At 37.7% G+C, this 12,097-nt stretch carries 14 protein-coding genes; 13 read left to right on the top strand and 1 reads right to left on the bottom strand.

Annotated elements, in window-relative coordinates:
- Positions 1–94 precede the first annotated feature (94 nt).
- The 4 genes from rsgA to spoVM all read left to right on the top strand — a co-directional run bounded on the left by rsgA (position 95) and on the right by spoVM (position 2,551).
- Positions 95–976 carry a ribosome small subunit-dependent GTPase A gene (gene rsgA / locus KI369_RS02965; protein WP_212954993.1) on the top strand — a complete coding sequence of 294 codons (882 nt, stop codon included), beginning with the start codon at positions 95–97 and terminating at the stop codon, positions 974–976.
- 2 nt (positions 977–978) lie between these two features.
- A complete protein-coding gene (gene rpe / locus KI369_RS02960; RefSeq protein WP_212954992.1) occupies positions 979–1,623 on the top strand; it encodes a ribulose-phosphate 3-epimerase in 645 nt (214 codons plus the stop codon).
- Between the two features lie 100 nt (positions 1,624–1,723).
- A complete protein-coding gene (locus tag KI369_RS02955; RefSeq protein ID WP_212954991.1) occupies positions 1,724–2,404 on the top strand; it encodes a thiamine diphosphokinase in 681 nt (226 codons plus the stop codon).
- Between the two features lie 66 nt (positions 2,405–2,470).
- Complete coding sequence (gene spoVM, locus KI369_RS02950) at positions 2,471–2,551, top strand: stage V sporulation protein SpoVM (protein WP_001213599.1); 81 nt, start codon at positions 2,471–2,473, stop codon at positions 2,549–2,551.
- 73 nt (positions 2,552–2,624) lie between these two features.
- Here the strand turns inward: spoVM and rpmB are convergent, their stop codons facing one another.
- Positions 2,625–2,813: a 50S ribosomal protein L28 gene (rpmB, locus tag KI369_RS02945; protein WP_000124776.1), complete on the bottom strand. Its 189-nt coding sequence runs from the start codon at positions 2,811–2,813 to the stop codon at positions 2,625–2,627.
- A gap of 376 nt (positions 2,814–3,189) precedes the next feature.
- On the opposite strand from rpmB, the gene KI369_RS02940 reads away from it, so the two are divergent.
- From KI369_RS02940 to rncS, 9 genes are all read left to right on the top strand, one after another.
- Entirely contained in the window at positions 3,190–3,552 is a 363-nt protein-coding gene (locus tag KI369_RS02940) for an Asp23/Gls24 family envelope stress response protein (protein ID WP_000021109.1), read from the top strand.
- 22 nt (positions 3,553–3,574) lie between these two features.
- Positions 3,575–5,251, top strand: a complete 1,677-nt coding sequence (locus tag KI369_RS02935) for a DAK2 domain-containing protein (protein ID WP_212954990.1) — start codon at positions 3,575–3,577, stop codon at positions 5,249–5,251.
- A 290-nt stretch (positions 5,252–5,541) separates the two neighbouring features.
- Positions 5,542–7,590 (top strand): ATP-dependent DNA helicase RecG, encoded by a 2,049-nt coding sequence (gene recG, locus KI369_RS02930; protein WP_212954989.1) that lies wholly within the window; start codon positions 5,542–5,544, stop codon positions 7,588–7,590.
- Between the two features lie 88 nt (positions 7,591–7,678).
- Complete coding sequence (fapR, locus tag KI369_RS02925; protein ID WP_000747352.1) at positions 7,679–8,272, top strand: transcription factor FapR; 594 nt, start codon at positions 7,679–7,681, stop codon at positions 8,270–8,272.
- Positions 8,269–9,261 (top strand): phosphate acyltransferase PlsX, encoded by a 993-nt coding sequence (gene plsX, locus KI369_RS02920; protein ID WP_212954988.1) that lies wholly within the window; start codon positions 8,269–8,271, stop codon positions 9,259–9,261. Before fapR ends, plsX begins: the two co-directional genes overlap by 4 nt.
- A gap of 14 nt (positions 9,262–9,275) precedes the next feature.
- Positions 9,276–10,220, top strand: a complete 945-nt coding sequence (fabD, locus tag KI369_RS02915; protein WP_212954987.1) for an ACP S-malonyltransferase — start codon at positions 9,276–9,278, stop codon at positions 10,218–10,220.
- Positions 10,220–10,960, top strand: coding sequence for a 3-oxoacyl-[acyl-carrier-protein] reductase (gene fabG, locus KI369_RS02910; protein ID WP_071713227.1), 741 nt, complete (start codon positions 10,220–10,222; stop codon positions 10,958–10,960). Before fabD ends, fabG begins: the two co-directional genes overlap by 1 nt.
- 69 nt (positions 10,961–11,029) lie before the next feature.
- Entirely contained in the window at positions 11,030–11,263 is a 234-nt protein-coding gene (gene acpP / locus KI369_RS02905) for an acyl carrier protein (protein ID WP_000786062.1), read from the top strand.
- A gap of 58 nt (positions 11,264–11,321) precedes the next feature.
- Positions 11,322–12,059: a ribonuclease III gene (rncS, locus tag KI369_RS02900; protein ID WP_001146867.1), complete on the top strand. Its 738-nt coding sequence runs from the start codon at positions 11,322–11,324 to the stop codon at positions 12,057–12,059.
- Positions 12,060–12,097 lie beyond the last annotated feature (38 nt).

Genomic DNA, 12,097 nt, shown 5'->3' with positions numbered 1-12,097 from the left:
TGTATATGAAGGGTTTTGAAATAAGTATTTAAAGGGTTCTAATCCATTCAATATGAATTACAGCTTCACTTTATACAAAATAAAGGAGAATTATATGCCAGAAGGAAAAATTGTAAAAGCTCTAAGTGGGTTTTATTATGTGCAGCATGAAGAAGGGATTACACAATGTCGCGGGCGTGGTGTGTTTAGAAAAAATAAAATTACACCACTGGTAGGAGACCAAGTTGTTTTTCAAGCAGATAATCCAAGTGAAGGATATGTGCTTGAAGTATTTGATCGAAAAAATGAACTTGTTAGGCCTCCTATTGCTAATGTTGATCAAGCAATTCTCGTTTTCTCTGCAGTAGAACCAGATTTTAATCCGGGACTGTTAGATCGATTTCTAGTGCTGATTGAATATCATAACATTAAGCCAATTATTTGCATTAGTAAGATGGATTTAGTGGATGACAAAATGAGAGATACTGTTGAATCTTATGCAAATGACTATCGAGAAATGGGATATGATGTATTATTTACTTCTATCAATACATCGGAAAGTATTGATATTTTAAAACCATTCTTAGAAGGCTGTGTTTCTGTCGTTGCAGGGCAATCTGGTGTTGGAAAATCTTCTATGCTTAATGTTTTACGTCCAGATTTAGAACTGAAAACGAATGATATTTCCTCACATTTAGGACGCGGGAAACATACGACAAGACACGTGGAATTGATTGCGATTGGAAGCGGACTAGTTGCAGATACACCTGGTTTTAGTTCACTTGATTTCATAGATATAGAGGTAGAAGATCTTACATATTGTTTTCCAGAGTTGAAAGAAGCGAGCCAATACTGTAAATTTAGAGGGTGTACACATCTTTCTGAACCGAAATGTGCCGTGAAGGCTGCGGTTGAAGAAGGGAAAATTACGGAATATCGTTATAAGAATTACAAACAATTCGTAGAAGAAATTAGAGAGAGAAAGCCGAGGTATTAGTTATGATTAAAATTGCACCATCGATCTTATCAGCAGATTTTTCAAAATTAGGAGAAGAGATTAAAGATGTTGAAAAAGGCGGAGCAGATTACATTCACGTCGATGTAATGGATGGACATTTCGTGCCAAATATTACGATTGGACCATTAATTGTAGAAGCGATCCGTCCGATTACATCTTTACCATTAGATGTACATTTAATGATTCAAAATCCTGATAACTATATCCCGACTTTCGCAAAAGCGGGAGCGGATATTATTACTGTTCATGTAGAGGCGTGCCCTCATCTGCATCGTACAATTCAGTTAATTAAATCTCATGGCATTAAAGCGGGAGTTGTATTAAATCCGCATACGCCAGTTTCAACGATTGAGCATGTATTAGAAGATATAGATATGGTATTACTTATGACAGTAAATCCTGGATTTGGTGGACAGAAATTTATCCATTCTGTATTACCGAAAATTAAACAAGTTGCAGAAATGGTTAAAGAACGCAATCTAGAAGTAGAAATTGAAGTTGATGGTGGTGTAAACGCTGAAACAGCAAGACTTTGTGTGGAAGCAGGAGCAAATGTACTTGTAGCTGGATCAGCAGTGTACAATCAAAGAGACCGCGGTGAAGCAATTCGTGTCATTCGTGGATAATGAATGAACGAGTCTTTATCCCAGTGAATCTTCTAGTGTAGTAAGTTTTCACTTATTTATAAAGGGTAGAGAAAAAATATGTAAAAAGGCAATCTACCGAATGGCAGATTGCCTTTTTATAATAGAAGGGGAAGGAAACATGATTATTCATATTTTAGCGGGCGGGCCTGCGGAATATTGCGCAGATTTTTCTCGATATGAAACTGAGAAAGTAGTGTGGGCGGCAGTTGATAGAGGAGTATATCGTTTATTAAAAAGTGGAATTACTCCAGCTGTTGCGTTTGGAGACTACGATTCGGTTACTGAAGAGGAATTAGTATGGATGGGACAGCAAACAAATGACTTACATATTGTTCCTCGTGAAAAAGATCAAACAGATTTAGAAATTGCGATTAACTGGGCGTTAGAACAAAATCCGACATTGATTCGTATTTTTGGTGCTACAGGCGGAAGGTTGGATCATGGTTTAGCAAATATACAAATGCTTTTAAAAGGGTTAGAAGTCGGAATAGAAATGTGTATTGTAGACAATAAAAATGAAATAAGCGTGAAAAAAGTAGGTACACATATAATTGAAGAAAATGAAAATTTCCCTTATGTATCTTTTGTACCAGTTACTGAAATAGTGGAAGGGATTACATTACTTGGTTTTAAGTATCCCCTAACTAATAAAACAATAGAATGGGGATCAACACTTTGTATTAGTAATGAACTCATTGAGGAAAAAGGTACTTTTTCATTTACTTCTGGCATATTAATGGTGATAAGAAGCACTGATTAAAGAAACAATTTTGCTCCTTACATCATATAGTGAACAAGTGGAGTAATGGGGATTAGGAGGGAAACCATGAGATTTTATACAATTAAGTTACCTAAATTTCTTGGTGGAATTGTTCGTGCCATGTTAAATACCTTCAAAAAAGATTAAAAAAAGCACCTATTACCGGTGCTTTTTCCATTTTAATAGTAAAAAAAGAGCCTAGCGGCTCTTTTTTTTATTATTAAACACGTTCGATTTTGCCAGATTTTAATGCTCTAGCAGAAACGTAAACACGTTGAACTTTTCCGTCGATGCGTACGCGAACTTTTTGAAGGTTAGCGCCCCACTTACGTTTTGTAGCGTTCATTGCGTGAGAACGAGAGTTACCAGAACGAGCTTTTCTTCCAGTAATAGCACAAACACGAGCCATTTATATTTCCCTCCCTTGATACCTTACCATACGTAATTTTTCAATGTTAGTCTTTTATGCGATGCTAAAAACACTACTATAATTTAACACAACTAAATAGAGAATGCAACACCGTAGAAAAAAGAAATCAAGAAAAATTACTTGACACTATATGTCAATGAAGAAAAGTTGAAATCAAGAAAAATTGCTTGACATATTATAGTGGTACATGTTGTATAATAACAATGGACTATTTTGCTCATCATAAAAAATGTGATTTAAAACATAAAATATGAGAGTGAAAAGAAAGAACGATGGAATTTTCTTTAAAAAGATTATATGATAGTAACTAAAGTAGTCTAACTCACTTTCACCATTTATGAAGGGGGAAAACGAGATGTCAATTGAAATTAAAACGAAGTACGGTCAAATTGATATTAGTACAGATGTAATTGCAACAATTGCTGGAGGTGCCGCGGTAGATTGCTACGGTATCGTAGGTATGGCATCAAAAAATCAGTTAAAAGATGGATTAACAGACATTTTACGAAAAGAAAACTTCACTAGAGGTGTTATCGTTCGTAAAGATGAAGATGAAGTACATATTGATATGTATATTATTGTGAGCTATGGTACGAAAATTTCAGAAGTAGCACATAACGTGCAGACGAAAGTGAAATATACATTAGATCAAACTGTAGGACTAGCAGTAGATTCTGTAAACATCTACGTACAAGGAGTTAAAGTAATAAACTTGTAATGTGCATTAAGGAGGAAAATCTGTGTCAATTCAAAAAATTGATGGAAAACGTTTATCACAAATGATCATGCAAGGAGCGAATAATTTAACAAATAATGTTCAGCTTGTTGATGCATTAAACGTATTTCCAGTTCCAGATGGCGATACCGGTACAAACATGAACTTATCTATGACTTCAGGCGCACGTGAAGTGAAAGCGAATCCTTCACAGCATGCTGGTAAAGTCGGCGTAAGTTTAGCCAAAGGATTATTAATGGGAGCTCGTGGTAACTCTGGAGTTATTTTATCTCAGTTGTTCCGTGGTTTCTCTAAATCCATTGAACAAAAAGAAGAATTAACAACAGTTGATTTTGCTGCAGCTTTAGAAGCTGGAGTAGAGGCGGCCTACAAAGCGGTTATGAAACCGATTGAAGGAACGATTTTAACGGTTGCGAGAGAAACGGGTAAATATGCAGTAACAGTTGCGAAAAAACAGCGCGACTTTGTTTTGTTTATGGAAGACGTTGTGAAAGAAGCAAATGCATCGTTAAATCGTACGCCAGATTTATTACCTGTATTAAAACAAGTTGGCGTTGTAGATAGCGGTGGTAAAGGTCTTGTAGTAGTATACGAAGGGTTTTTAGCTGACTTAAAAGGAGAAACGATTTCTTCTGATGCACCTGCGCAACCATCTATGAATGAAATGGTACGCGCAGAACATCACCGTAGTGTACAAAGCCAATTGAGTACAGAAGATATTAAGTACGGATATTGTACGGAGTTCATGGTGAAATTAGAGGCTGAAAAAGTGAAAGAACATAATTTCTCTGAACAAAAATTCCGTGAAGATATTAGTGTGTATGGTGATTCTTTATTAGTTGTATCTGATGATGAAATTGTAAAAGTTCATATCCATGCAGAGCATCCTGGAGACGCTATGAACTACGGACAACGTTACGGTAGTTTAATCAAGATTAAAGTAGAGAATATGCGTGAACAGCATACTGCTTTATTAGATGAGCCTACTATGATGCCTGAGCCAACTAACCAGTCTAAAGAGAAACAACCGTACGGTATCGTAACTGTAGCTATGGGATCTGGTATCAAAACTTTATTTGAGAGCATTGGCGCGACGAAAGTTATCGAAGGTGGCCAAACGATGAATCCAAGTACGGAGGATATCGTGAAGGCGATTGAAGAAGCAAACGCTGAAAAAATCATTATTTTACCGAACAACGGGAATATCGTGATGGCAGCAGAACAAGCAGCGTCAGTTGTTGATCAAGAAGTGATTGTAGTTCGTTCAAAAACAGTTCCTCAAGGTATGGCTGCAATGTTAGCATTTAATCCAGTTGGAACGTTAGAAGAGAATGAAGAAAACATGAAAGAAGCTTTATCTCATGTGAAAACCGGTCAAATTACGTATGCTGTACGTGATACGGAAATTGATGGTGTAGCAATTCAAAAAGATGATTTCATGTGTATCGCAGATGGAAAAATCGTATCAACAAATGCTGAAAAAGTAGGAGCTGCGAAGCAATTACTAGAAGCACTTATTGATGAAGATTCTGAAATCGTAACGATTCTACAAGGTGAAGATGCAACTGACGAAGAAGTAGCTGAGTTAGTTGAATTTGTAGAAGTGAATTTTGAAGATGCAGAAGTAGAAGTGCATGCTGGAAACCAACCGGTGTATTCGTTCATCTTCTCTGTAGAATAAGAAAAAATTCATTTTAGGAATAAATGGATTACACACTTGCTAATGGATAAGAAGTAGTAATATGAAGTCTATTACTAGTTTTTATTCAAAAGGCTAGCATATTGAAGATAAAAAAGAGCCTTGCTGCTAATAGTGAGGCTCTTTTCTTTCGTGTTGCTTATGAGGTATTTGAGTAGTTTCTCTTAGAATGCCTATGATAGAATATATAAGGTGAAAGAGAGCGATTACAGATGTCAATCGTGTTAATCGATAATGTATCAAAGAAAATAATGTGACGGAGCGTGAGAATCTTGAATGAAGTTGTACAAGTTCCTGTTACGGATGTAAAGGGAATCGGAGGAGAAACATCTGAGTTACTACACGAGATGGGGATTTATACAGTTTCTCATCTATTAGAACATTTTCCGTACCGTTATGAAGATTATGCGATGAAAGATCTTGCTGAAGTCAAGCATGATGAACGTGTAACAGTTGAGGGAAAAGTTCATAGTGCTCCTTTACTGCAATATTATGGGAAGAAAAAGTCGCGCCTTACGGTTCGTGTCCTCGTAGGTCGTTATTTAATTACAGCTGTATGTTTTAATAGACCGTACTATAAGCAGAAGTTAACTTTAGATGAAACGGTAACGATAACAGGTAAATGGGATCAGCACCGTCAAACGATTGCGGTATCAGAGCTTCATTTTGGACCTGTTGTACGTCAACAAGAAGTTGAACCTGTATACTCGGTGAAAGGGAAACTTACAGTAAAACAGATGCGCCGCTTTATTGCACAAGCGTTAAAGGAGTATGGAGACTCTATAGTCGAAGTATTGCCTGATGGATTGCTAAGTCGATATAAATTACTGCCGCGTTATGAAGCGCTCAAGGCGCTCCATTTCCCGGTAGGGCAGGAAGATTTAAAACAAGCGCGTCGCCGTTTTGTATATGAGGAATTTTTCTTATTTCAGTTGAAAATGCAAACATTACGGAAAATGGAGAGGGAAAATTCGAAAGGGACGAAAAAAGAAATTCCTTTAGCAGAATTGCAAGAGTTTATCGATGCACTTCCGTTTCCGTTAACTGGCGCGCAGCGCCGGGTTGTAGATGAAATTATGAAAGATATGACATCTCCTTATCGAATGAATCGTTTGTTACAAGGTGATGTAGGTTCTGGTAAAACGGTTGTTGCAGCAATTGGTCTTTATGCAGCGAAATTAGCGCACTATCAAGGTGCTTTAATGGTTCCTACAGAAATTTTAGCAGAACAACATTATCAATCGCTTGCAGAGACGTTCTCACACTTTGGTATGAAAGTTGAATTGTTAACAAGTTCAGTTAAAGGCGCGAGACGCCGGGAAATTTTAGCAAAATTAGAACAAGGAGAAATAGATATCCTTGTTGGAACACATGCTTTAATTCAAGATGAAGTTATCTTTCATAGGTTAGGTCTCGTTATTACTGATGAGCAACATCGATTTGGTGTAGCGCAGCGACGAGTTTTAAGAGAGAAAGGTGAAAGTCCGGACGTATTATTTATGACGGCGACCCCAATTCCGCGTACGTTAGCAATTACTGCATTTGGGGAGATGGATGTTTCTATAATCGATGAGATGCCAGCTGGTAGAAAGGTAATTGAAACATACTGGGCAAAACATGATATGTTAGATCGAGTTCTCGGTTTTGTGGAGAAGGAGATAAAAAAAGGAAGACAAGCATATGTAATTTGTCCCCTTATTGAAGAATCTGAGAAACTTGATGTACAAAATGCGATCGACTTACATAGTATGCTGACTCATCATTATCAAGGGAAATGTCAAGTCGGATTAATGCATGGAAGATTATCATCTCAAGAAAAAGAAGAGATAATGGGACAATTTAGTGAAAATAAAGTGCAAATTCTTGTGTCGACAACAGTTGTTGAAGTAGGTGTGAACGTACCGAATGCGACTGTAATGGTTATTTATGATGCAGAGCGTTTTGGTTTATCGCAGCTTCATCAGCTGAGAGGGCGTGTTGGCCGTGGTAGTGAACAGTCGTATTGCTTATTAATCGCGGATCCAAAATCGGAAACGGGAAAAGAACGAATGCGTATTATGACCGAAACGAATGATGGATTTGTATTGTCAGAAAAAGATTTAGAGTTAAGAGGTCCTGGAGATTTCTTCGGAAGTAAGCAAAGTGGTTTACCAGAATTCAAGGTTGCTGATATGGTACATGATTATCGAGCGTTAGAAACAGCTAGACAAGATGCGGCGTTACTAGTAGATTCAGAAGCGTTTTGGCATAATGATCAATATGCATCGCTGCGTACGTACCTTGACGGGACAGGTGTGTTCCAAGGAGAGAAGCTCGATTAAAGGGATGCAACAAAAGTTTTTGTTGCATTCTACTTTTAATGATTATATACTACTGTTAGTACCTAGTCATAAAAATGGATGGTGCGGTATGAAAAAAAGAAGAAGTAAAAAAGAAAGACAAGAATTATTACAACAAACTATAGAAACGAATCCTTTTATTACGGATGAAGATTTAGCAGAAAAATTTCAAGTGAGTATACAAACCGTACGTCTTGATCGTATGGAATTATCTATTCCTGAATTAAGAGAAAGAATTAAACATGTAGCTACAAAGCAACATGAAGAAGATGTGAAATCTTTACCGTTAGAAGAGGTTGTCGGAGAAATTATCGATATAGAATTAGATAGACATGCGATTTCTATCTTTGAAGTGAAGGTAGAACACGTATTTAAAAGAAATCAAATTGCCCGTGGGCATCATTTGTTTGCACAAGCAAACTCACTAGCTGTTGCGGTTATTGATGAAGAATTAGCTTTAACTGCAAAGTCTACCATTCGATACATTCGTCCTGTAAAATTAGGAGAGCGTGTCGTTGCGAAAGCGCGCGTTGAAGATGTAGAGAATGATAAAGGACGGACCGTTGTCAAAGTGCGTAGTTTTGTTGGAGAAGAACTTGTTTTTACAGGCACTTTTGAAATGTATCGATCTAGTAATTATAGTGAGGAAGGTAACAACTTATGAAAATCGCAATAGATGCAATGGGCGGCGATCATGCTCCAAAGGCTGTCGTATTAGGAGCAATGAAAGCTATTAAGGAATATTCTGATTTACATATTACGTTAGTAGGGAAAGAAGAGGAAATTCGTCAATATTTAACGAGTGAAGAACGAATTACTATACTTCATACAGATGAAAAAATTGAATCGACAGATGAACCAGTAAGAGCGGTTCGTCGAAAGAAACAAGCTTCAATGGTACTAGCAGCGCAGCAAGTGAAAGACGGCGTAGCAGATGCTTGTATATCAGCTGGTAGTACAGGGGCTTTAATGGCGGCTGGATTGTTTGTTGTAGGTCGTATGGAAGGTATTGAGCGACCAGCGTTATCCCCTACCATGCCAACTGTTGATGGAGAAGGTTTTGTTATGTTAGATGTTGGAGCGAACGTTGATGCAAAACCAATTCACTTATATCAATATGCAGTAATGGGATCTGTATACGCTGAGAAAGTAAGAGGAATTAAAAATCCTCGCGTTGGACTTTTAAACGTTGGAACAGAGGATGGAAAAGGGAACGAGCTTTCAAAACAAGTCTTTGCAATGCTTAAGGATGCCCCAATTAATTTTGTTGGGAACGTTGAATCAAGAGATTTATTGCAAGGTGTAGCAGATGTTGTTGTATGTGATGGTTTTACAGGTAATGTAGCACTGAAATCATTAGAAGGAACAGCGCTTGCATTATTCTCTATGTTAAAAGACCAGTTAATGAGTTCGTTTACGAGCAAATTAGCCGCAGCGGTATTAAAGCCAAAACTTATGGTATTAAAAGATAAAATGGATTATTCGGAGTATGGAGGAGCGGCATTATTCGGATTGAAGGCTCCTGTCATTAAGGCTCACGGTTCTTCTAATGACCAATCGATATTTAGTGCGATTCGTCAAACGAGAGAAATGGTAGCGAAAGAAGTTATTCCTACTATTTCAAGTGTAATGGAGAAAGAGCCACTCCAATAAGAGGAGGATTTGAAATGGGAAAACTAGCATTTCTTTTTCCGGGCCAAGGTTCACAGGCAGTTGGAATGGGTAAACAGTTAGCAGAGAATAATAAAGAGGTTGCAAATGTATTTGCAAAAGCAGATGAGGTATTGCAAGATTCACTCTCGGAAGTGATTTTTGAAGGGCCGCAGGAAAAGCTTACGTTAACGACAAATGCGCAACCTGCCTTATTAACAACGAGTTTTGCTATTTTGACAGCTTTAAAAGAGTATGATATTACACCAGATTTTGTCGCAGGGCATAGTTTAGGTGAATACAGCGCTCTTGTAGCAGCGGGTGCGATAACTTTTGAAGATGCTGTATACGCTGTAAGGAAACGTGGGGAATATATGGAAGAAGCTGTTCCTGGCGGAGAAGGTGCAATGGCGGCTATTTTAGGTGCTGATCCACATATGCTAAAACAAGTTACGGAGGAAGTAACAAGTGAGGGATATGCAGTACAAATCGCTAATATGAATAGTACGAAGCAAATTGTGATTTCTGGAACAAAGCAAGGAGTCGAGATTGCTTCTCAAAGAGCGAAGGAAAATGGCGCAAAGAGAGCTGTTCCGCTTAAGGTAAGTGGACCGTTCCACTCTTCGCTTATGAAGCCAGCAGCGGAGAAATTCCAAAGTGTCTTAAATGAAATTACAATTCAAGATACGAATATTCCGGTTATCGCAAATGTAACAGCAGACGTTATTACAAGTGGTACACATATTCAAGAAAAGCTAATCGAGCAGCTCTATTCGCCTGTCTTATGGTACCCATCCATTGAATACATGGTGAATCAAGGGGTAGATACATTTATTGAGATTGGACCTGGGAAAGTACTTGCTGGACTTATGAAGTCAATTGATTCGTCAGTGAAAGCATACGCGATATATGATGAAGAGACATTACAAGATACCATTTCGAATTTGAGAGGAGAAAATTGATGTTAAAAGGGAAAGTAGCATTAGTAACGGGTGCTTCACGTGGAATTGGTCGTGCAATTGCGATTGATTTAGCGAAACAAGGGGCAAATGTTGTAGTAAATTATGCTGGTAATGAGCAAAAGGCAAATGAAGTAGTTGATGAAATAAAGAAATTAGGTTCGGATGCAATTGCAGTAAGAGCAGATGTTGCAAATGCTGAAGACGTTACAAATATGGTGAAACAAACTGTAGATACATTTGGACAAGTTGATATTCTTGTAAATAATGCAGGTGTAACAAAAGATAATTTATTAATGCGTATGAAAGAAGAAGAATGGGATACAGTTATTAATACAAACCTAAAGGGTGTATTCTTATGCACGAAGGCAGTATCTCGATATATGATGCGTCAACGTCATGGACGTATTATTAATATCGCTTCTGTTGTTGGGGTAACAGGTAATCCAGGACAAGCAAACTATGTCGCTGCTAAAGCGGGTGTAATTGGATTAACAAAAACGTCAGCAAAAGAATTAGCGAGCCGTAATATTACTGTAAATGCAATTGCTCCAGGGTTTATTGCAACGGATATGACAGATGTATTAGATGAAAATATAAAAGCCGAAATGTTAAAATTAATTCCTGCAGCTCAATTTGGTGAAGCGCAAGATATCGCAAATACTGTAACGTTTTTTGCCTCTGATCAAAGCAAATATGTTACAGGGCAAACGTTAAATGTTGATGGCGGAATGGTAATGTAATAAAAGAATTGATTTCAACTAGTTTTTTTGGACAATATTTAATATAATATTTGAGGGGAGGTGAATGGAATGGCAGATGTTTTAGAGCGTGTAACAAAAATCATCGTTGATCGTTTAGGTGTAGAAGAAACTGAAGTAGTACCAGCTGCGAGCTTTAAAGAAGATTTAGGCGCAGACTCCCTAGATGTAGTAGAACTTGTAATGCAATTGGAAGATGAATTCGAAATGGAAATTTCTGATGAAGATGCTGAAAAGATTGCTACTGTTGGCGATGCTGTGACTTACATAGAGAGTCATCTATAATGCTTAAGTGAAGTCCCGTTTTTTAGCGGGGCTTCTCGGCTTATATCTGGAGGGACCTATGCCGTACCGAAAACATAGAGAAAAAAAATACGAAACAAAATATCGTGAAGCGTTTAAAGTATTTCAAGAAGAGATAGGTATTACGTTTTCAGATGAAAAATTATTGATTCAAGCATTTACGCATTCATCGTATGTGAATGAGCATCGAAAAAAACCGCATGAAGACAATGAGCGTCTCGAATTCCTTGGAGATGCAGTGTTGGAACTTACTGTGTCGCAGTATCTGTTTCAAAAATATCCGACAATGAGCGAAGGAGAGTTAACAAAACTACGTGCAGCTATTGTATGTGAACCATCTCTTGTTCGTTTTGCAAACGAGTTGTCATTTGGTAGCCTTGTTTTATTAGGAAAAGGTGAGGAAATGACAGGTGGACGTGAACGACCAGCTTTATTAGCGGATGTCTTTGAAGCGTTTATTGGTGCCCTTTATCTTGATCAAGGGTTAGAAACAGTATGGGGATTCTTAAAAGAAATTGTATACCCTAAAATTAATGAAGGTGCTTTTTCTCATGTGATGGATTATAAGAGTCAATTACAAGAGTTGATTCAGCGTGATGGTAGTGGCAATATTGAGTATCAAATTTTGCAGGAAAAAGGACCGGCCCACAATCGAGAATTTGTGTCACGTGTTACGTTAAATAACGTGGCTTTAGGTCTTGGTAGTGGCAAGTCGAAAAAAGAAGCAGAGCAGCAAGCTGCTGCAGAAGCATTGAAAAAATTAAAAGAACAACTATAAGGAATCCCCCTTTGAATGAGGGGGATTCCTTATGCATA

Origin of the sequence: Bacillus sanguinis (genome assembly GCF_018332475.1) — a bacterium.
GTDB classification, from domain to species: domain Bacteria; phylum Bacillota; class Bacilli; order Bacillales; family Bacillaceae_G; genus Bacillus_A; species Bacillus_A sanguinis.
Note: the sequence above shows the minus strand (reverse complement) of the source record. Positions and strands in the feature narration are given on the sequence as shown.

Coding starts and splice junctions, on each gene's coding strand:
- KI369_RS02940 (WP_000021109.1), top strand. CDS start 3,190: ATGTCAATTGAAATTAAAACGAAGTACGGTCAAATTGATATTAGTACA.
- KI369_RS02955 (WP_212954991.1), top strand. CDS start 1,724: ATGGCAGATTGCCTTTTTATAATAGAAGGGGAAGGAAACATGATTATT.
- rsgA (WP_212954993.1), top strand. CDS start 95: ATGCCAGAAGGAAAAATTGTAAAAGCTCTAAGTGGGTTTTATTATGTG.
- rpe (WP_212954992.1), top strand. CDS start 979: ATGATTAAAATTGCACCATCGATCTTATCAGCAGATTTTTCAAAATTA.
- spoVM (WP_001213599.1), top strand. CDS start 2,471: ATGAGATTTTATACAATTAAGTTACCTAAATTTCTTGGTGGAATTGTT.
- rncS (WP_001146867.1), top strand. CDS start 11,322: ATGCCGTACCGAAAACATAGAGAAAAAAAATACGAAACAAAATATCGT.
- fabG (WP_071713227.1), top strand. CDS start 10,220: ATGTTAAAAGGGAAAGTAGCATTAGTAACGGGTGCTTCACGTGGAATT.
- fapR (WP_000747352.1), top strand. CDS start 7,679: ATGAAAAAAAGAAGAAGTAAAAAAGAAAGACAAGAATTATTACAACAA.
- fabD (WP_212954987.1), top strand. CDS start 9,276: ATGGGAAAACTAGCATTTCTTTTTCCGGGCCAAGGTTCACAGGCAGTT.
- rpmB (WP_000124776.1), bottom strand. CDS start 2,813: ATGGCTCGTGTTTGTGCTATTACTGGAAGAAAAGCTCGTTCTGGTAAC.
- acpP (WP_000786062.1), top strand. CDS start 11,030: ATGGCAGATGTTTTAGAGCGTGTAACAAAAATCATCGTTGATCGTTTA.
- plsX (WP_212954988.1), top strand. CDS start 8,269: ATGAAAATCGCAATAGATGCAATGGGCGGCGATCATGCTCCAAAGGCT.